The following is an 18,455-nucleotide window of genomic DNA, read 5'->3' on the forward strand; positions in this document are numbered from 1 at the left end:
TAGCGGGTTCTACAGCGATGTTGCGCTGACGGCAGTGGTGGTCGTGCGCTCAGCTTTCGGCAGGGCTGTGTCTCCGCGTGTGTTGCGGAGCAGCCGCATGGCGTTGAGGATCACGATGAGCACCGACCCTTCGTGCACCAGCATCCCGAGCGACATCGTTACGCCTCCGGCGAAGACACCGATCAGCAGCAGGATCACGGTGATGAGCGCGATGGCAATGTTCTGTCGCATCACGCTCACGGTGCGCTTGGCAAGACGGATCGCTTCTGGAAGCTTCAGGAGGTTGTCGCCCATCAGGGCGATATCTGCGGTCTCTACCGCTACCGCGGAGCCGGCGGCCCCCATGGCGACCCCGATATCGGCCGTCGCCAGGGCAGGGGCGTCGTTCACACCGTCGCCGACCATGGCGACGACATACCCTTCGCGCTGCATTCGTGCCACCGCATCGAGTTTGTCTTCGGGTAAGAGCGATGCGTGAATCTCGTCGATACCGGTTGCCTGTCCAATCGCTTCGGCAACGAGGCGGGTGTCGCCGGTGAGCATGACCACCTTTTTGACGCCGCTGGCATGCAGTCGCCGAATCATCTCAGGCGCGTCTTCGCGTATCGCATCCGCGACAGCGACCACACCGATGACTGCGTCGTCCACCGCGACAATCATCGGCGTCTTGCCCGCCGCCGCCAACTCGTTCGCCGCCGCTGCCGAACCCGCATCGTTGGCAATGCCGTACTGCTCAAGCAGCGCCGCATTGCCGATCAACACGCGCCCGCCGTCAACGTCGGCAACGATCCCCTTCCCGATCACGGGGGTGACCGTGCCCGGGACGCCTACCGGCGCAACGCCTTCCGCACGAGCCGTGTCAAGGATGGGGCGGGCGAGCGGATGCTCGGAACCGGCCTCGGCTGCCGCCGCCCAGCGCAGCACGTCTCGACGCTCCAGTGCGGGATCGAGCACGACAATATCGGTGAGTACGGGGCGGCCCTCGGTGAGGGTGCCGGTCTTGTCGACAGCGACGGCCGAGATCTTCGCGGAGGTCTCCAGGTACTCGCCACCCTTGATCAAAATCCCGTTGCGGGCAGAACGCCCGATCCCCGCGACAATCGCCACCGGGATCGAGATCACCAGGGCTCCCGGGCAACCGATCACCAGCAGCGTCAAGCCCAGCACCACGTCGCCAGAGATGAGTCCCGCAGCAAGGGCAAGGACCATTACAGCCGGTGTGTACCATTTCGAGAATCGGTCGATGAATGCTTGCGTCTTCGCTTTCGCATCCTGCGCCTCCTCCACCCGGTGGATGATGCGTGCAAGGGTCGTGTCCGCTCCGATGCCCGTCGCCATGACTTGCAGGAATCCGCCGCGCGAGACGGTGCCTGCGAACACGTGATCAGACTTGGCCTTCTCGACCGGAATGGATTCGCCGGTGATCGATGCCTCATCGATCGCGCCCGTACCCGAGACGACCTGCCCGTCAACGGGCACTTTCGCACCGTTCTTGACGAGCACGATCTCACCCATGCGCACCTGCCCCGCGGGGATCTCCACCTGGTCACCGTTTCGGAGCACCACGGCACGGTCGGGGGCCACCGAAACAAGGGCAGCGAGGGCGGCACGCGTCTTGTTCATCGTGCCCGCTTCGAGAGCGTGACCGATCGCGAACAAGAACGTGACCGCGGCCGCTTCCCAGAAGTTGCCGATGATGATCGCTCCGATGGCGGCAATCGAGACCAGCAAATCAATGCTGATGAACTTGACCATCAGCGCACGAAACGCCTTGACGACAATGCCGTAGCCCGCCACAATCGCCGCGGCAAGCATGAACGCATTGGCGAGCGTGAACACGTCACCCGACCCGTGTGCGTGCTCACCCGCATGCACCCACCACTGCGGGGACACCGTCACGTTCAGGCTGCTGCCGAAGAGGTGCTCAATGCCGAACGAGATCAGAATCAAGACGCCCGACACGACCGGCACAAACCAGTTGCCGTACCTCCATTTGCGAACCGCGTTCACGACCTCGCTGCCTTTCGTATCAATTAAGTGCGCGTCAGAAAGTGGAGACCTTGGACTTGTATCCAGCCTTCTCCACTGCGGCAATCAAGTCGTCGACCGAGACCTTGGCCCCGTCATGATCGACCTCGACACGACCGGAAGCGAAATGAACCGTCACATTGTCGACGCCGTCCAAGCGGCCGACCTGCTTCTCGATCTTGGTGACGCAGGACGGGCACGAGAAGCCCTCCGCGCGCAGCAGCGTGTGAGTGATTTCGGATGTGTTACTCATGGCGGTACCTTTCTGCGTGCCCAACGTGGGCGTTGACCGGGATAGTTTCCCGACGTGTGCTGCCCACGCTACTGATGCGTGTGAATTTCAGCCTTGACATGGATCAAGTCGTGGCGGCCAGCACCCCGGCGACTTCCTTCAGGACGGCGCCAGCCCAGGGAGGCTACGGGGGCACCCATGGGGCGGAGCACCGTTCTGCTCCAGTGCGGGACTGGACGGCAGGCGATCACGGAAATGCCAGCAAGCGGCTGAGCGATGCATCTCAAGCACGCTCATCGACGGCTACGACGGTGTCGTAGAGGCCGTAGCGGCGCAGTCCCTTGTGGGACTCGATGCCGGTGTAGGACAGGGAGGAGTCTTCGTAGCGGCGGAACGCGAAGACGGCCTGGTTCATGTGGGTGGCGTTGAAGACGCCGAGGTTCACGAGGAGGTGGAAGTCTTCGACGGTCAGGCCAGTGACGGTGCGGAAGAGGCCGGGCTCGAGCTTGGTGATGACGTCTTGGAGGGTGTTCTCGCGGAAGTCGGTCAGATACATGAACGCGGGGATGCGGGTAGCGAACTTCACGAGCTTGTCCTGAATTTGCTTCCGCTTGGACTTGTACTCTTTCTCCTCGGCCGTTAATTCCTTCTTCTCAGCCGGGGTGACGTCCTCGCCCTTCTCCTTCTTAGCCTTCTTCACCGCGTCGCTCTTGTTGACGACTGTCTCGAAGATGTCATTGCCGAGCGCGCGGAAGCCTTCGATGTTCATCACGGCGTTGAGGGCGTCGGGGTTGTTCATGATCTTGCGCAGGGTGTCGTTGTCGACGTTGACGAGGATTGCGGACTCCCACTTGCGGGCCAGGAGGGTCGCGGAGGTGCCCGACATGGCGATGTCGAGGATGCCGCCAGCGTCCACCTGGGTCATGTTCGACCCGTCGTAGGCGAGGACGGGCAGGAACTTCACCAGTTCTTCGACTGCCTGTTCGGGGTTCGGGGTCTCGGGCGAGAGTCCAGCCCCATAGTCGGCGATCTGACGAAGCGCCCTTGTCGGCGCGAAGTCGAACACAAAGCACACGGGCTTCAAGACGGCCTCGGCGCTCGGGTCGTCGCCGTCGGGGTTCTTGATCGACCACGGCGACTGGACCCGGAACGCCGCCTGGAAATAGGTCTCGGGCGAGTTCAGGTTGCGCAGCATCAGGATCGACGACCACTGCCTGACCGTGACTCCCGTGGTGAGCTTGCCGCACGACAGCGTGATCGTCTTGGTGTCGTGGCCGTCCCCGATGGCCGCACGCACCGGAGGGAGCGCATCGAGGCCGATTCCGGCGCGGGTCCCGGCGACGACAAGAACCTTGTAGTCGTGCCAGAACACGTTCTGCTTCTCCGCGAGCAGGTTCGCCATCGCCTCGCACGCGGCGACGTTGGGCAGGAACCAGAACGAGTGCTGCAGGTAGGGCAGCAGTCGCACATCGGAGTACGGGAACGGCGGGCGGGTGCCCATCCGCATCGAGTCGACCTGGGTCGGCAGGTGCGCGCCACGGATGATGTCGAGCCACTTCTGCACATCGGCCTTGTGAACGAACTCCGCGTCGCCACCGGTGCCCTTGGCCTCGAAGAAGGCGTTGAGGTCGAACTCATCGAACTCGCCCTGATTCGCGACCGCGATGAGCTCGTCCGGCATCTGTAGGTGAACAGCCGCATCTCCGGCAACGCACCGTACGGGTTCCAAGCGTCAGGGTGCGCCGCGGCGTACTCGGCCTTGGCGCGCTGCTCGTCGGTGTAGGTCCAGTTGAAGATTTGCTCCTCGATGAACTCACCGGTTGCCAACGCCTTGAACGGCGTGCCCGACAGGTACAGGTACGCGCGAGTCGTGATCGGCAGGAAGTCGTCCTCGTCGTTGCCGAGCTCGTCGAGTTCCTCGTCGAAGGCGATGAGGCCGTCGTTGTACTCGGCGGCGATCTCCTTCTGCTTGACCCTCTCGTCCTCACCCTCGAACAGCTCCTTGGCCGACTCACGCCAAGCGCCGAAGTGGTACTCGTCGAAGATCACCAAGTCCCAGTTGGTGGTGTGGACCCACTCGTTCTTCGACTTGATGAGCCCCGTCTTGCGGTCACGCCCAAGCAAGTCTTGGAAGGAGCCGAAGTACACCAGTGGGCGGGTCTTGTCGGCATCGTCCGGGCTGCCGCCCGTGGCGGATGATAGGTACTGCCAGCCGTCGAAGTCGGCGTGCGACTCCAAGTCGGTCTGCCAGGCATCCTCGACGGCGGGCTTGAACGTCACCACGAGCACACGCTTCGCGCCTAGGCGCTTGGCGAGCTGGTAAGAAGCGAAGGTCTTGCCGAACCGCATCTTTGCGTTCCACAAGAACCTCGGGACGGCTCTGGCGTCCTCAGCCCAGATCGACTCGAAGTACCCCTCAGCCTTATCAACCGCACTCGCCTGCTCCGGCCGCATCGGAAACGTCTCATGATGGGTGCCACTGAGCTTCACGCCCTCACGCAGCTCGGCGATCGCGGTGAGCACGTCTGCGGGGGTGCAGCGCATCCACTCGCGAGCCGAACCGAAGATCGGGTTCTCGAACCCCTTCTCGATCAGCCGCTGCCGCACCTCGGAATCCCGAAAGATTGACCCATCGTTTCGCTCCGCGAGTTCGTCGATATGCAGCGTGTAGGCCTGCTGCATCTGCCCCTGAGACTCACGAATGCGCGCGTTGACATCCGCCTTCGTCGTCTGCCCGACCTTCAGCAATCCCGTATACCCGACTGGAGGGTCGTTCGGCGCCCACGCATAGATGCGAAGGCGCGTCGGCGGCCTCTCAGGCAGGAGGCTGTCGATGTCCTTACTCATCGTCTACGTCCGTGCCGTCATCCTCGAACAGAGCATCGTCGTGAGGAGCCACCTGGGACTCGATGAACGCTATCTCGTCTTCCGTCAAGCCATAGCGCTCGTATAGCAGACCATCCGTCCACTCTCGATCCAGTGGCACATCGGGGACGAAGGCATAGACGTCCTTGGTTGCGTGCTGAGTGGACTTGCGAAGGGATACAAGGAACCGGACAAAGCGGGTGCGCAGGTACCCCGCATAGCGACGAGCTTCCTCTTCCGAAGTGAATCGTCCGGCAACAAGGTACGTCTCGCTGCACGCGGTGCCCGGACCCGCGAGGATCGGGCGAGAAAGGAACTTCGTCTCGATCGCGGCGCTGGTGCCTTGCACGGCAGTCATGAGGACCTTCCACTCATCGATCCACGAATCGTTCAAGGCGATATCGCCGCGCTCGACCCAAGTCACCTTGCGTGACCCGAAGAGCTCTACCGGCGCCTTGAGCGCGGTCGGGCTTGGCCGACCATGGAAGTTCGTCGGCAGGCCGAATGGCTTACGACTGGACACCCTTGAGTCCAGGGTCGGTTCGGCGAGCGCCCGCACCTTTTCTAGTATCGGAACTGCCTCGTTGCGGCGAACAAGTACGTCGTAAGCGTCGAGGTATCGGGATGCGTTCTCGCCAACGGGCTGACCGTCCCACATAGTCTGGATCGTGCAGGGACCGTCGTAATCACGATCCCACAAGAAGTATGAGACCCCACCCCTGATCTTCACGCCCGGGAAGGCTTCGTAGAGCTTCGGGTAGTCGACGATGTCGTGCATGCGGTGGTCGGAGAGCATCTTCTTTCGGTACTCGTCGAGGCCCTTGCCTCCGGCGAACCAGCGGGACGGAGTTACGAAGACGGCGAAGCGTGGGTCGAGGCCCAGTGCCTTCTCGACGAACATTTGATAGATCGGTGCGGCCGAGGTGCCATAGCCGCCATCGCTGAGCTGGTAGGGCGGGTTGCCGATGATGACGTCGAACTGCATGTTGTCTCCGAACAGCTCGGCAATGCGAGCTTTGATGTCGTCGGTGTGGATGAAGGCGTAGGCGTGGGTTTCGAGGTCGTCGCCACGTGCGTAGTCGCCTTCCCCCGCCCCGCAGTAGATGCACTTGCGGTTGGTGTAGACCGTGACCTCGTCGCTGGTGAGCGGGTCTGCACGGAACTCGCGCTTGCCTCCGCCCCAGGTGTGTTCTGTGCGCTCGAACCAGATGTTGCCGTCCTCCGTCGTGAAGGACTTGGCGATGGAGTGCGGACCGTTGGCGAACTTGGAGCAATACACGCTCCGGCGTGCCAGCAGTGCCGTGAGCTGCGTGATCCCTATCCCGAAGACCTGCTTTGTGAGGATGTGATCGACCCGCTCGGCCAAGTCGGGAATCTCCAGGATCAGCCCATCAGTGAGCCGGCGAACGATCTCGCGGAGGAACACCCCCGACTTGGTGAAGGGGTCGAGGAAGGTCACAGTCGGATCAGCCCAGATGTCCGCGCCGTCGTTGGCGTCTGCCCACGCTGTCGCCAGGGTGTCGAGCATCTGATTAGCGAACTCGGGCGGCGTGAACACCTCGTCGTTGGAGAGGTTCGCAATGCAGGTCAACACATCTGGGTTGTGCCCGCGCAGGATAAACGAGGCTTGCATGATGCTCATGTAGCACCCGCATTTCCGGCCAGATCACTCACGGTCATCGTGGGGTACGTCGCCTGCGGTGCGAACAGATCGGCCCCCAAGTCAGCAAACAGCGACCCCTCCGCCTCCCACGCGGAACGCTGGGTGAGTTCGTCATAGCGGAAGTCACGGCGCTGAAACTTACCTTTCCCCAAGTATCCCCATTCGGCGAACGTGATCGGGGTGCCGCTTGGCAACGTCATCGTGAGCGCGTCGCCGCGGACAATGTTTACAGCCAGGACAACGCGTGCCGCAGTGGCCCACTCGTCGGTGGCGTCGATCCCCAGGAAGGCATCGAAGAGCTCGGCCAAGTTCTCTCGGCACTCCTCTGCGTTGTCTTCGAGCAGCTCGATACCGTAGACGCACATGAGCGCCAGCAGCGCATAGTGGCGCTTCTCGAAATCGCTCCTGCCGTGGCGAGCCTGGACCGTCGCGAACTTACGAGACAGGACGGGAATGAGGAAGTTGCCCGAGCCGCAGGCGGGCTCAAGAACGCGAGAGTCGATCCGCTCGGACTCATGCTTGACGAGATCAAGCATGTCCTCGACCATCCACGCGGGAGTGAAGACCTCTCCGTGGTCCGCGACACGCTGCTTGGACTTCACCAAGCGCTGGGCCTCACTCAGCGTCATCCTTGCCCCTCCCTCTCCTCGTTGTGGTGAGCGTACGAGCGACCACCGACATTCGGCTGCGGCGTGGGAGCTTGGGAGTCGCTGGAGGCAGCACCGGCGCGTACCCAGTCGTCGATTTCGCTGGCTTGGAACTTCCAGAGGCGGCCGACCTTGTGTGCGGGCATGGCTTTCTCGGCGATCCAGGTGTAGACGGTGTCTTTGGTGATCCCGAGGTGGGCGGCGATGTCGTCTGCGGATAGCCACGGCTCAGCCACGTTGGCCCTCCCTCGCACTCCGTGACCCGGGCGGGCCAACATCTTCCATCGTATCGGGAGTTGTGCCGCTTGAGCTGGGTTTGTCCGGGCGTGGCCGAACGAGACCGGTGCCGCGAGTCGAAGCGATCAGGGCGTGAGCTGTCCACGGAGCCAGGCTGTCACTGCGGAGCGCCACCGCTCGGGATCGGAGTTCCACGCGAGCGTGTGGTCGGCGTCGAAGGTCTTCAGCGTCACGAGGTCGGGGCGCAGGTCTCGGAGTGCTTGCGAGAGCCGGATCGGTGCGGAGCTGTCTCTCGTGCCGTGGAGGATGAGAGTGGGTGTGGTGAGCTCGGCGGCGCGAGTGATCCAGTCGAACTGGCCGACCGGGACAGGCTCGCGCAGCCCGACAATGCTCGCGAGCCGCCCGGCGCTGAGCCACGGGACGGCGAGGAGACCTGCTGCGGCTGGGAGTCCGCTGCGGGTGCAGTTGGTCTTGATGGTCTCGGTCCAGTCGAGGACCGGCGACTCGAGGACGAGTGCGGTGATGAGTCCGGGGTGGCGGGGTCGGTTTGCGAGTTGGAGGGCGATGGCGGCTCCCATCGACCAGCCGAAGAGCACGATCCGTTGGGCGCCTCGTCGGACGGCGTATCCGATGGCTTCGTCTACGTCGGCGGTCTCGGTGCGGCCGAGGGTCGATCGGCCGGCGCCGACGCTGGGGCCTTCGGTGGTATTGCGGTAGGTGACGACAAGGGACGTGTAGCCGAGTTCGGTGGCGACTTGGACGCCCCGGAGGGTTCCGGCGCGGGTGCTGCCGAGTCCGTGGATGTGGATGGCCCAGGTCGAGGGGTCGCCGTCAATGCGCCAGGCCGGGCACGGACCCGCTGGCGTGGTGATGCGGATGTCACGTGCATTGAGTCCAGCGTCGGCCGGGGTGGCGTAGTAGATGCCACTCCACGAGGCACGGTCACCGGCCACGAGTTTCAGGCCCGGCGAGGTGCCGACGACGGTGCGGGCGATCCTGCCCGGGCCGCGATCGGTTGCTTCTGCGGAAAGTTGTGCCCAGCCGCCCTGTTCGATCCAGAGGCTGTAGATGCCGTCGGCGGTGGTCTGCGGGGTACGGTCGAGAACGACCCGCTGAGTCCCGTCGTCGTGCTCGATGTCGCGGATGGTGAGGTCGAAGATGCGAGGGCCGGCTAGTGCGGTGAAGCGTCGTGCGATGGCCCACCCTGCACCCAGTGCTCCGCCCGCGAGGAGCCCAGCTCCAAGAGTGACGGCGCGTTTCATGAGGCACGCTCCCCACTGCCCTCGGCAGTGCGTTCTCCCACGATCAGCTCGCTCGGTTCAGCCGGGGTGGTGTCTGCCTGGGCATGGCCGAGGAGGTGCTGTTCGGCGGCTTGGAGTAGCGCGCGCTCGTCGTGGGTGATGGTGAAGACGACGCGGCCGTCAATGATGGCGTCGCGGATTTCGACGATCCTGCGATGGAGACGTGCTTCTGGCTCGTCGCTGGCCGCGAGTGGTTCGACATGGCTCAGGCCCGGCCGTTCTCGGGTCGCTCGTTCCCAGAGCGGCTCAATCTCGGCGGAGAGCGCCACCGTGCGGCGACGGCGCACATAGTGGCGGCCGCGCCGGATCGCGGGTTGTGCCGTGAAGCCTGCGCACAGGAACAGGAAGGTCAGCAGCGACAAGGGCGAGTAGGTGGGCTGGACTGCCCGCAGCACGGTGAGCTGACCTGTCACGTGGGCGATGTCCATGACGATGACGGCGAGGCAGAGCAGCACCCCGAAGGCCGAGCCGAGGGTCAGGAGCGCGGCGGGGAGGCGCTGGATGCCGTGGTTGCCCCGGTACTGGCGGGCGGCGAGGATCAGCATTGCGGCGATCACGATGCCGCAGTAGGTGAAGTTGATGATCGAGTAGATCGCCGTCGCGGGCTGTGCGCCGAGGTCGATCATGAACCTGGTGGTGGTCGGGCTGCGGTCGATGAACGCGAACGCGGCGATGATCGCGGCCAGTGACAGCAGCAGGATGGGGAGGCTCAGGGCCGCGCGCACGACGCGGGGGCGGTGTTCGCCGGTGTGCATGACAGCGCGGCCGAGGAAGAACAGCCCGATCATCAGCACCGCGTCGGCGATCAGGGTGGCGATGTTGGTGCCGCCCAGGAGCGGATCGACGGACTCGTAGACAGCATCGACGTTCAAGGTCATGGCGATCGCGATGGCGATAGCGGCGTAGGTGACGCTGCGGTCTGGGCGTTTCCTGCGGATGATGAGCAGGCTCGCCACGAGTACCCACATCAGGGCCGCGACGAGGAGCTGGGTCATCCGAAGACCTCCCAGTAGCGGGACTCGGCGAAGGCGTGTCCTCGGATGCCTGCGGCGAGGCGGTCGGCGAGCGTTTCGGCGGCGATCTCGGTTTCGCAGTCGAGGTCTTGCCGTCTGAGGAGCCGGGCGATGGTGTCTGGTGGGATGTCGGGTAGCAGCATGTCCACGGCGGCGCAGTCTTCTCCGTCGCAGTGGCCGAGGATGAGGTGTGCGAGCTCGTGGAGCACGAACTGCTGGCGGTGGAGCGTCGAGTCGGTGCGGGCCAGGAGGATCACGTCGGCGTCTTCGATGGCGAACCAGAGTGCGCAGATGCCGTCGCTGGTGTCGAGGTCGTCGCGTTCGTAGACCTTCAGTGGTCGCCCGCGTCGGGCCTGGATGGCGTGGATCAGGTCGTCGAGGGTGAAGGTGTGGCCGAGCTGGAGGTCCACGACGGCCGCCGATACGGTCTGTTCGATATTCACGGTGCGCCCCTCTCGGTGGAGAGCACGTGGCCGGTATCGGCGTCGCGTTGCGCGATACCTGTCAGTGCTCTGGCATGGGTGTCATTTCCTCATCCAGGAACTTGGTGATGGCGTGGAGTGCTTTCGGTGAGATGTCACCGAGGGTACGTGCGGCGTAGGACTTCACTTTCGCCGCACGCATGGAACGAACGAGGTCGAGCTGCGCGGTGACCTTCTCCGGGGTGGTGGCGCCGTCGGCTCCCGTGAGGAAGTCGGTATCGACATCGAAGTAGGCGGCGAGTCCCGCGAAGACGGCGGGGTCTTGGACGTGGCGGTGGCCGTTGACCATGTACGTCCAGCGCGATCGCGACAGGTTGACGCCGCGTTCTTTGAGGAAGTCCGCGATCTGCGAGTAGGTCGGCTCTGCGCCGGTCTCGGCCTCGGCAACGTCCATCAGGAGCCGCAAGCGGTTGGCGAGATCGACTGCCGCAGCCTGGTTCTCTTCTTCGGTCATGGCCGCTGACCTCCTTTCCCTGGTGGCGGGCAAGGCATCGCTGTTGTCCACCCCGGAGGGCGGTTGTGCATGCTCAACGCTACTCGTTGGGCATGCACAAATCAAGGCTTGCGCATGCTCAACGGTCGTGCTCCAATGGGAACTCCGACCCGTTTGAGCATGCTCAATTGCCTGCTTGGGTGGGTCGCTCTCGCCAGAGAGGAGGCGAACAATGCTGGCTCTCGCGCCCATCCCGCGCGGCTCCTCACGGGGGCACGCCGCTATGCCAGGCCGCCCAGTAGGGCTGGCCCGGCAGGTGCGCTCTCGCCGTGGCGGGAGGGGGTGCCTACCTCAAAGGTGTACCGCCGCGCCCACGAGCGTCGTGGCGGTCGCGAGAGGAGACCCGGTCATGGCATCGACACCCGAGCAGCGGGCGGCGCGTGAAGCGAAGCTCGACGAGCTGCACGAGAAGCTGACGAGCGCCGTTGAGCAGCTCGTCTCCGGCGACGACTGGCGCGACGCCCTCGCGTTCGCGGCCAGGTTCCGCTCCCGCTCGTTCAACAACACGATGCTGATCTGGGTGCAGCACCAGGCCGGTTTCGAGGCCGGCCGCGTGCCCGAACCATTCCCGACCTTGGTTGCGGGGTATCGGCAGTGGCAAGGGCTGGGGCGTCAGGTGATGAAGGGCCAGCCGGGCTACATGATCTTCGCTCCGGTCACGGGCAGGTTCGCCACCTCTACGCCGTCGGATTCTGGTTCGTGGCGGCGGCTGGGGCCGCGGGAGAAGCCGAAGCCCGGTGAGGTGGTGCGCTCCCGCATGGTCGGTGCCCGACCGGCCTATGTCTGGGATGTCTCCCAGACCGACGGCGAATCCCTCCCCACGACGCCTGCGCCGGTGTTGTTGGAGGGCGAAGCCCCCGCAGGGCTCTGGGACGGTCTCGCCGCGCAGATTCGAGCAGCCGGGTTCGAGGTCGTCTCGGTGCCGGACGAGATGGCGATCATGGGTGCGAACGGCATGACCGACCACGAAACCCGGACGGTGTCGGTACGGGAGAACATGTCGCCTGCGGCGCAGGTGAAGACGCTGGCGCACGAGCTCGCGCATGTGATGATGCACGATCCCGACGACGTGGAGGTGCGGCAGCACCGCGGTATCCGCGAGGTCGAAGCCGAGTCGGTGGCGCTGATGATCGGTGCCGCGCACGGCATGACCACTGACGGCTACACGATCCCGTACGTCTCGACCTGGGCGGCCCACGCCGATGACAAGGAGCCCGCGCAGATCGTGCAGGCCACCGGCGAGCGGGTGCGCAAGGCGGCGCTGGCGATCCTCGATCAGCTCGACACCCTGCAGCTCGGCGACGGTACCCCTCCCGGGCTCGAACGCGACACCCCAACCACGGAGAAGCCGACCCGCGCGGCGGCTCGGCAGGTTGAGCCTGACCGGCCACATGCTGCACCGGTGTTGGCGGGACGGGGGCTGTGATGCCTGACCCCTTCGACGTTCTCGCCGCACTCATCCGCGTAGACCGCACCCCGGACCTCGCAGCGGCAGCGCGCAGTCTCGCAACGGCCGGAGTACCCGTGTTCCCGTGCCAACCGGATGGGAAGCGGCCGCTCACCCGCCGAGGGTTCCTCGACGCGACCAGCGACCTCGCGCAAGTCGCCAAATGGTGGTCGCGCACCCCGGATGCCAACCTTGGCCTCCCCACCGGCGCACCGTCGGGTGTCGTCGTGGTGGAGGTCGATGTGCACGGCCCAGTCGATGGCCGCGCTGCCTGGCATCGGGCCTCGTCCGAGGGGCTGGTGGATGGGGCGGGTCTGCTGGTGCAGACCCCGACCGGCGGCACGCACGCCTACTTCCCAGCCGCCCCAGGCACCGAGCAGCGGTCGTGGCAGGCCGCAGGTGCCGGTGTCGATTTCCGGGGCGACGGCGGCTACATCATCGCCCCACCCTCGCTCCGCACCATCGATGGCACCGTGCGGCGCTACGAGATCGCCGACCTCGCTGCGCACTCCGTCGGACCCGTCGATGCCGCACGGCTCCGCGACTTTCTCAACCCCCGACCGACTCCGGCGACGCGAAACAGCGACGGCGCGACCGCGACAGTGGATGCCGAACGGCTCGCCTCTTGGGTCGCTGGGCGCGGTGAGGGCGAACGGAACCGGGGCCTGTTCTGGGCCGCGTGCCGCCTCGCCGAAAACGGCACCCCACCCTCCGACACGCTCGATGCACTCGGCCCAGCCGCTGCGCAGGCCGGACTCAGCGAGCGGGAGATCGCCACGACCGTACGTTCGGCCTACCGCGCCACGATGCCCGAATCGACTTCTGCCGGTCGGGCACCGAGCACGGGTCGATGGTGCAGCCGCTCCGCAACATCGCCGGTGGCCTCTGTCGGGAGGGCGGGGCTGTGATGCGTGAGACGAGTCCGCGACGGTGGGCTGCGGGGACGGCAGTGGCGGGGACGGTGTTCATCGCCGCTGGGGCGTTCTGGCTGTCGTTCACCTCACTCGCCGATCTTGCCGCGCGTTCGGGGATCGGGACCGGGCAGGCGTGGGCGTGGCCGCTGATCGTGGACGGCATCATCGTCGTCGCGACCGTCGCCGTCGTCGCGCTCGCCGGGCAACGCTCCGCCTGGTACCCCTGGGCACTCCTGACCGGTGGCGCGCTCGTCTCGGTCACCGCGAACGCAATCCACGCCGTTGTCGCCGCCGACGCCGACGTACCCAGCATCCTCGCCGCCTCCGTCGCAGCCGTACCCCCGGTCGTGCTGCTCGCGATCACCCACCTCACCGTCATCCTCACCCGCACCCCAAGTGCCGCACCGGAACCAGAGACGCCGGACCGACACGAGGTCGCCGTGCTCGCCGAGACCTCAGCTGAGCCAGCGCGGGACGAACTGGAAGCAGCATCCGCATCCGTTGCCGTCCCTGAGCTGGCGTCCGCGCCTACCGACGTCGATTCCCTCGATCCGGCGGATCGCCGAGCGTTGGGGTGGGAGCTGCGTGAGGCGGGGTGGTCGAACAAGCGGATCGCCCGCGAGCTCGGCGTGCATCCCTCGACCGTGGGCCGCTGGTTCGCCCCCGCACACCTTCCCACTGACATCACCGAGTCCGCCGACGAGCGGGAGGAGACAACCCCATGAACACCACCGACGGCCCGCAGCACACCGACCCCCGCCATGATCCGCAGCACGTCGTGCCGACCCCGGCCGACGAGGCACTCTCGGTCCCTCGCGACGGCCCCGACGCTGCCGTCGAGGCCTCGACCACGTCGGAGGCGGTGCGTGCGGCGCAGGTTGCCCGCACCGAGAAACAGCACGCCGCCGTCGTGGTTCGTGGTCGGGGTGTGGAGTGGGTGCGACCGACCGATCTGATGGCCCGGCATTCGGCGAACGTCGCCGGGCGCGGCCTGGACTTCCAAGCCGAACTCGCCCGCCGCACCCGCACACCCTTGCGGATCGGGATGCAGGCCGCGCGCGACCGCGCACGTCGCCTGCCACCGATCACGGCGTTCGGCCGGCACACAGTCACCACGTCGGCCCCGACACGGCCTGGGGTCGGGATCGGATGAGGGTGGCAGGTCATGGTCCAGACGGCAACCACCGCAGGATGGGCGCGTTCGTGGGAGCGGGCGCGCACCTACCTGCCAGGAGGTGCCGACACCATGACCACAACCACCAACCCCAGCACCGAGTCCTCGCGGGAGGATTTCACGACCGGCGAGGGCCTGCGCGCCTTGCTGCACCGGCTCCACCACGGTGGTGAGGATGCCTGGGTCAATGATCCGGTCGCGCGCGATCTGATGGAGTTCGCCGCCGAGAAGTACAAGGCACTGGCGCGCAAACACCGCCTCGATACCTGGGAGGCGGTCGCGGCGGCGTTCGACGCAATGCAGAACCGCTCCACCCTCGAAGCCGACGACCCGTGGGCGATCATCACCCACGCCGTGCGGATCACCTGCATCTACGAAGAACGCGCCCAAGGCCTCCTCTGCTCGGTGCATCAGGCACGCCGCTCCCACGTCTCCGCGTTCCACGACCCCGAACGGTTCTCCGACCGCGACACCGCACTGTCCGACTACCACCCCGCCTTCCACGTCTCCGACGATCTGCCCAGCGACCTTGAGGCCGATCCGCATGATCTGTTGGGTTCGGCGCAGGCCTGCATGTCGGCCACGTCGGCGGCAGAGGACGCGATCGCGCTGCTGTGCCTGCTCGACTGGCCGACCGACACCGCGCGGGCCTCGGTCGAGCACGTCTGCGGCGCACTCACCAAAGCCGGAACCCGCCAGTCCGCCTACGAGGCGCTGCGTAGGGATCGGCACGCCCGCGCGCTTCTCGACCTGCCCCGACCCACCTGGACTGCCCTCTTGCGGGCGCTGCTCGGGAACCCGCACCCCGCCTACGCGACCACCAGTGCAGGCCGTGGGGTGCTGCTGCGGCTCCTGCTCGGCGAGACCTTGGAACTGCTGCTACGCGACGACGACCTGATCCTCGCCCTCGCGCTCGCCGCACCCAGAGCCCAGGGCGGTGAGCCACGATGACCGACCCGCAGACCGGTATCCAGCTCGACCGGGCCGTCGACTCCCTGATCGTCGGCAAGCGCCACCGCACCGACCTCGGCGACATCGAAACCCTCGCCGCGTCCATCGACCGCGACGGTCTGTTGCCCCGTTGACGATCACTATCGACGGCGTGCTCGTCTGCGGGGCGCGCCGTCTGGCGGCGATCAAGATGCTCGGGTGGCGCACCGTCAGCGTGTGGGTGCGCGGCGGGCTGTCGGATCGGCTCGGGAAGCTCCTGGCCGAGCAGGACGACAACATGCTCCACAAGCCCTACAACCAGCTCGAAGCCGCAGGCCTCTACCGCGAGATCAAGCAAGTCATGGCAGACGACGCCGCCCGCCGGAAGTCCGCCACCCAGTTCAGCGCCGAGAACCAGCCAGGAAATGACGGTGGTGGAAAATTTCCACCACCGTCAAGCGGCCCTACCGGGAAGGCTCGGGAACAGGCGGCGGCGATGATCCCTGGCGGCGTGTCGTACAAGACGTTGGAGAAGGTTGGCTACATCGAAGAGATCGCTGCCAATCCCGCCCAGCCTGAGTCGCTCCGCGCGGAAGCGGCGGCGGCGTTGGAGCGGATCGAGGCAGGTGACCCGGTGCATCCGCTCTACCTGGCGATCCGCGAGAGCGCCGATGCTGCGCGTGAGGTGCGGGAGGCGACGATGCACGCCCTCGCGGAGGATGCCGTCGCCCGGGCCAACGCGATGAAGAAGGGCAAGAAGCCCAAGCCCCGACCCAAGCCGTTCGTGCCCGACGACGCGCCGCCGGTGCGGTATCCGGTGCGGGCGTTCGTCCAGACCTGGGGCGAACTCGCCAGTTGGTGGACCCACTACGACATCGCGGTGCTCGCCGTCGAGCTGACCGACGACCAGTACGAGAACTTCCTCACCGTCGCCGAAGCCACCGCCCGCTTCGCCGACGATCTCCGCACCGCACGCGAGGCCCACGCAGCGAAGCCGATCCTGCGCGCACTCTGAGCTGAGGTCTTTGCCGCTCTGCCGGTGGCGGGTGTGCACCTGCCAAGCATGAGCCCTGCACCCACTGATACCCGAGCCCGTCGCCGACTTGTCGCCCTCATCGCTGCTGGCATCGTCCTGCTGCTCCTGGCCGGGGTCGGTGTCTACGGACTCCTCATCGGCCCCCGCAACCCGAGCACTGACGATCCGCGCCCCGAACCGCAGCCGAGTGCGACCACGCCGCAGTCGCCGGGGCCGTCAACACCGCGGTTGCCGCGTGTTCCATCTGTGCCGCGCTCTGCCGATCCGGTGACGTTCGCCGAAGGTGTCGCCACGACTTTGTTCGCGTGGGATACGGCGCTGGAGTTGTGGCCGCTGGACTACACCTCGGCGATCCTCGCCGTCGGTGACCCCTCCGGGGACGAGCAGGCGGGCCTCGCTTCCGACATCTCGACCTACCTGCCGAACCGGGATGTCTGGATCGAGCTGCGTCAGTACGCCACGGCCCAGTACCTCGTCATCGACGCCTCGTTCGTCCCGGATGCGTGGGCCGACGCGGTCGCGCAGGCGCAGCCCGGGCAGATCGCACCCGGCACGATCGCGGTCACGATCGAGGGCACCCGCCACCGCTCCGGCATCTGGAACAGCCAACCCGTCACCACCGAGCACCCCGTCTCGTTCACCGTGTTCGTGATCTGCGCACCCACGTACCCGACCTGCCACTTGCTGCGGCTGTCCCAGCTCGACAACCCCCTCCGCTGAGGTGCCGCCGTGTTCCGCAAAGCCGCCATCGCAGCCCTCGCGCTCATGTTCCTCGCCCCGCCCGTCCTCCTGCTCGGGATCGGGGCACTGATGAACCCCGCCGCCGCCAACTGCGCCACCACCACAGGCGTGGTCAACCTTGGGCCCGTGCCGGACTCGCTCACCGTGACGACGGCGAACGGTGAGACGTTCACGCTGAACCGGCAGCAGCTCACCCACGCCGCCACGATCATCGCCATCGGCAACAGCACCGACGGCGTGGGACGGCCCGGGATCAAGATCGCGCTCATGGCCGCGCTCACCGAGTCCACGCTGCGGATGCTGTCGAACACCGGCACCTACCCCGAGAGCGCGAACTACCCCAACGACGGCAACGGCTCCGACCACGACTCCCTGGGTCTGTTCCAGATGCGCCCACAGTCGGGTTGGGGCACTGTCGCCGAACTCATGGACCCCACCTATCAGGCGCGAGCGTTCTTCGGCGGGCCGACCGGCTCGAACTACCCCTCGCCGCGCGGTCTGCTCGACATCCCCGGCTGGCAGACGATGGACCCCGGCGAAGCCGCCCAAGCCGTCTGCAACCTGGCCACCGAGGTCGCCAAGGGCATGAACCAGAAGGCCATCGGCGGTGGCACCAACGGGAAGGCACCCATCGGCTACCTCAACGTCCGCACGCGCGACGAGCTGGGACGTGAGCTGCGCACGATCGAACTCGACCCCGAGCGGGCACCGATGATCGAGTGGGCGTTCAAGGCGTACGCCTCCGGGGACTGGAGCGTCAGCCAACTCCACGACGAGCTCACCTCGCGGGGGCTGCGGAGCCTGCCGACGCCGACGCGCCCAGCCAAGCCACTGGCCGTGTCCACCGTCCACAGGCTCCTGACAAACCCGTACTACAAGGGCGACGTGGTCTATCGAGGCACCCGCTACAAGGGCAACCACCCGCCGCTGATCCCTGCCGAGGTCTGGTACCAGGTCCAGTCGGTGCTGACCGCGCACCAGTGCGCCGTCGAAGCGACCCAGGTGCACGGCCACTACCTCAAAGGCACGATCCATTGCGGACAGTGCGGCTCGCGGCTCATCGTCTCCAACGCGAAGAACCGCCACGGCAATGTCTACTGCTACTTCGTGTGCTCGGGTCGGCACTCCAAGCGCACCGACTGCACCCGCCAGGCCATGCTCATCGAAGACGTTGAGAAGCTCGTCGAGGACTACTACACGCGCGTCCAGATCACCCCGGCCCAGCAGGACGCTCTCGCCGGGATGCTGCACC

General features: G+C 66.1%; 18 protein-coding genes and 2 pseudogenes. 9 read left to right on the forward strand and 11 right to left on the reverse strand.

Translation table 11 applies throughout. The features are described from left to right. Positions 1-9: 9 nt before the first annotated feature. From IPJ61_RS01710 to IPJ61_RS01760, 11 genes and pseudogenes are all read right to left on the reverse strand, one after another. A complete protein-coding gene (locus tag IPJ61_RS01710; protein ID WP_297102386.1) occupies positions 10-2,010 on the reverse strand; it encodes a heavy metal translocating P-type ATPase in 2,001 nt (666 codons plus the stop codon). Positions 2,011-2,044: 34 nt separating this feature from the next. Then, positions 2,045-2,281: a heavy-metal-associated domain-containing protein gene (locus IPJ61_RS01715; protein WP_297102388.1), complete on the reverse strand. Its 237-nt coding sequence runs from the start codon at positions 2,279-2,281 to the stop codon at positions 2,045-2,047. A 262-nt stretch (positions 2,282-2,543) separates the two neighbouring features. After that, the gene (locus IPJ61_RS01720; RefSeq protein ID WP_297102390.1) at positions 2,544-3,941 is read right to left on the reverse strand and encodes a hypothetical protein; all 1,398 of its coding nucleotides are present in this window, start codon (positions 3,939-3,941) and stop codon (positions 2,544-2,546) included. 371 nt (positions 3,942-4,312) lie between these two features. Further along, positions 4,313-5,107 (reverse strand): annotated as a pseudogene (locus IPJ61_RS22110) (GIY-YIG nuclease family protein); the annotation flags it as partial. After that, positions 5,100-6,767 (reverse strand): Eco57I restriction-modification methylase domain-containing protein, encoded by a 1,668-nt coding sequence (locus IPJ61_RS01730; RefSeq protein WP_297102393.1) that lies wholly within the window; start codon positions 6,765-6,767, stop codon positions 5,100-5,102. The gene IPJ61_RS01730 and the pseudogene IPJ61_RS22110, both read right to left, overlap by 8 nt. Beyond that, the gene (locus tag IPJ61_RS01735) at positions 6,764-7,417 is read right to left on the reverse strand and encodes an N-6 DNA methylase (RefSeq protein WP_297102395.1); all 654 of its coding nucleotides are present in this window, start codon (positions 7,415-7,417) and stop codon (positions 6,764-6,766) included. Before IPJ61_RS01735 ends, IPJ61_RS01730 begins: the two co-directional genes overlap by 4 nt. Continuing rightward, positions 7,414-7,671 (reverse strand): helix-turn-helix domain-containing protein, encoded by a 258-nt coding sequence (locus IPJ61_RS01740; protein WP_297102398.1) that lies wholly within the window; start codon positions 7,669-7,671, stop codon positions 7,414-7,416. The genes IPJ61_RS01735 and IPJ61_RS01740 overlap by 4 nt, the downstream gene beginning before the upstream one ends. A 126-nt stretch (positions 7,672-7,797) precedes the next feature. Continuing rightward, complete coding sequence (locus IPJ61_RS01745; protein ID WP_297102400.1) at positions 7,798-8,934, reverse strand: alpha/beta hydrolase family protein; 1,137 nt, start codon at positions 8,932-8,934, stop codon at positions 7,798-7,800. Then, positions 8,931-9,968, reverse strand: a complete 1,038-nt coding sequence (locus IPJ61_RS01750) for an MAB_1171c family putative transporter (RefSeq protein WP_297102402.1) — start codon at positions 9,966-9,968, stop codon at positions 8,931-8,933. The genes IPJ61_RS01745 and IPJ61_RS01750 overlap by 4 nt, the downstream gene beginning before the upstream one ends. After that, positions 9,965-10,429 carry a hypothetical protein gene (locus tag IPJ61_RS01755; RefSeq protein ID WP_297102403.1) on the reverse strand — a complete coding sequence of 155 codons (465 nt, stop codon included), beginning with the start codon at positions 10,427-10,429 and terminating at the stop codon, positions 9,965-9,967. Before IPJ61_RS01755 ends, IPJ61_RS01750 begins: the two co-directional genes overlap by 4 nt. A gap of 61 nt (positions 10,430-10,490) precedes the next feature. Then, entirely contained in the window at positions 10,491-10,922 is a 432-nt protein-coding gene (locus IPJ61_RS01760) for a hypothetical protein (protein WP_297102405.1), read from the reverse strand. Positions 10,923-11,310: 388 nt separating this feature from the next. On the opposite strand from IPJ61_RS01760, the gene IPJ61_RS01765 reads away from it, so the two are divergent. The 9 genes and pseudogenes from IPJ61_RS01765 to IPJ61_RS01805 all read left to right on the forward strand — a co-directional run. Further along, positions 11,311-12,387, forward strand: coding sequence for an ArdC-like ssDNA-binding domain-containing protein (locus tag IPJ61_RS01765; protein WP_297102407.1), 1,077 nt, complete (start codon positions 11,311-11,313; stop codon positions 12,385-12,387). Next, a complete protein-coding gene (locus IPJ61_RS01770) occupies positions 12,387-13,316 on the forward strand; it encodes a bifunctional DNA primase/polymerase (protein ID WP_297102409.1) in 930 nt (309 codons plus the stop codon). The genes IPJ61_RS01765 and IPJ61_RS01770 overlap by 1 nt, the downstream gene beginning before the upstream one ends. Then, positions 13,316-14,047 (forward strand): DUF2637 domain-containing protein, encoded by a 732-nt coding sequence (locus IPJ61_RS01775; RefSeq protein ID WP_297102411.1) that lies wholly within the window; start codon positions 13,316-13,318, stop codon positions 14,045-14,047. Before IPJ61_RS01770 ends, IPJ61_RS01775 begins: the two co-directional genes overlap by 1 nt. Then, on the forward strand, positions 14,044-14,475 hold the full coding sequence (locus IPJ61_RS01780) for a hypothetical protein (RefSeq protein ID WP_297102412.1): 432 nt from the start codon (positions 14,044-14,046) through the stop codon (positions 14,473-14,475). The genes IPJ61_RS01775 and IPJ61_RS01780 overlap by 4 nt, the downstream gene beginning before the upstream one ends. Before the next feature lie 12 nt (positions 14,476-14,487). Next, positions 14,488-15,447 carry a hypothetical protein gene (locus IPJ61_RS01785; RefSeq protein ID WP_297102414.1) on the forward strand — a complete coding sequence of 320 codons (960 nt, stop codon included), beginning with the start codon at positions 14,488-14,490 and terminating at the stop codon, positions 15,445-15,447. Next, positions 15,444-15,581 (forward strand): ParB N-terminal domain-containing protein, encoded by a 138-nt coding sequence (locus tag IPJ61_RS01790; RefSeq protein ID WP_297102416.1) that lies wholly within the window; start codon positions 15,444-15,446, stop codon positions 15,579-15,581. Before IPJ61_RS01785 ends, IPJ61_RS01790 begins: the two co-directional genes overlap by 4 nt. Next, entirely contained in the window at positions 15,578-16,441 is an 864-nt protein-coding gene (locus IPJ61_RS01795; RefSeq protein ID WP_297102418.1) for a ParB N-terminal domain-containing protein, read from the forward strand. Before IPJ61_RS01790 ends, IPJ61_RS01795 begins: the two co-directional genes overlap by 4 nt. A gap of 48 nt (positions 16,442-16,489) precedes the next feature. Then, positions 16,490-17,182: a hypothetical protein gene (locus IPJ61_RS01800; RefSeq protein ID WP_297102420.1), complete on the forward strand. Its 693-nt coding sequence runs from the start codon at positions 16,490-16,492 to the stop codon at positions 17,180-17,182. Positions 17,183-17,788: 606 nt separating this feature from the next. Further along, positions 17,789-18,385, forward strand: a pseudogene (locus IPJ61_RS01805) (recombinase family protein); the annotation flags it as partial. Positions 18,386-18,455 lie beyond the last annotated feature (70 nt).

This window comes from Tessaracoccus sp. (genome assembly GCF_016714275.1).
In the GTDB taxonomy this organism is placed as follows: Bacteria; Actinomycetota; Actinomycetes; order Propionibacteriales; family Propionibacteriaceae; genus Arachnia.

Excerpts from the sequence above, each read along its gene's own strand:
- IPJ61_RS01730 (WP_297102393.1), bottom strand. The coding sequence starts at position 6,767 with ATGAGCATCATGCAAGCCTCGTTTATCCTGCGCGGGCACAACCCAGAT.
- IPJ61_RS01735 (WP_297102395.1), bottom strand. The coding sequence starts at position 7,417 with ATGACGCTGAGTGAGGCCCAGCGCTTGGTGAAGTCCAAGCAGCGTGTC.
- IPJ61_RS01775 (WP_297102411.1), top strand. The coding sequence starts at position 13,316 with ATGCGTGAGACGAGTCCGCGACGGTGGGCTGCGGGGACGGCAGTGGCG.
- IPJ61_RS01800 (WP_297102420.1), top strand. The coding sequence starts at position 16,490 with ATGAGCCCTGCACCCACTGATACCCGAGCCCGTCGCCGACTTGTCGCC.
- IPJ61_RS01765 (WP_297102407.1), top strand. The coding sequence starts at position 11,311 with ATGGCATCGACACCCGAGCAGCGGGCGGCGCGTGAAGCGAAGCTCGAC.
- IPJ61_RS01770 (WP_297102409.1), top strand. The coding sequence starts at position 12,387 with ATGCCTGACCCCTTCGACGTTCTCGCCGCACTCATCCGCGTAGACCGC.
- IPJ61_RS01715 (WP_297102388.1), bottom strand. The coding sequence starts at position 2,281 with ATGAGTAACACATCCGAAATCACTCACACGCTGCTGCGCGCGGAGGGC.
- IPJ61_RS01780 (WP_297102412.1), top strand. The coding sequence starts at position 14,044 with ATGAACACCACCGACGGCCCGCAGCACACCGACCCCCGCCATGATCCG.
- IPJ61_RS01760 (WP_297102405.1), bottom strand. The coding sequence starts at position 10,922 with ATGACCGAAGAAGAGAACCAGGCTGCGGCAGTCGATCTCGCCAACCGC.
- IPJ61_RS01790 (WP_297102416.1), top strand. The coding sequence starts at position 15,444 with ATGACCGACCCGCAGACCGGTATCCAGCTCGACCGGGCCGTCGACTCC.
- IPJ61_RS01745 (WP_297102400.1), bottom strand. The coding sequence starts at position 8,934 with ATGAAACGCGCCGTCACTCTTGGAGCTGGGCTCCTCGCGGGCGGAGCA.
- IPJ61_RS01720 (WP_297102390.1), bottom strand. The coding sequence starts at position 3,941 with ATGCCGGACGAGCTCATCGCGGTCGCGAATCAGGGCGAGTTCGATGAG.
- IPJ61_RS01785 (WP_297102414.1), top strand. The coding sequence starts at position 14,488 with ATGGTCCAGACGGCAACCACCGCAGGATGGGCGCGTTCGTGGGAGCGG.
- IPJ61_RS01750 (WP_297102402.1), bottom strand. The coding sequence starts at position 9,968 with ATGACCCAGCTCCTCGTCGCGGCCCTGATGTGGGTACTCGTGGCGAGC.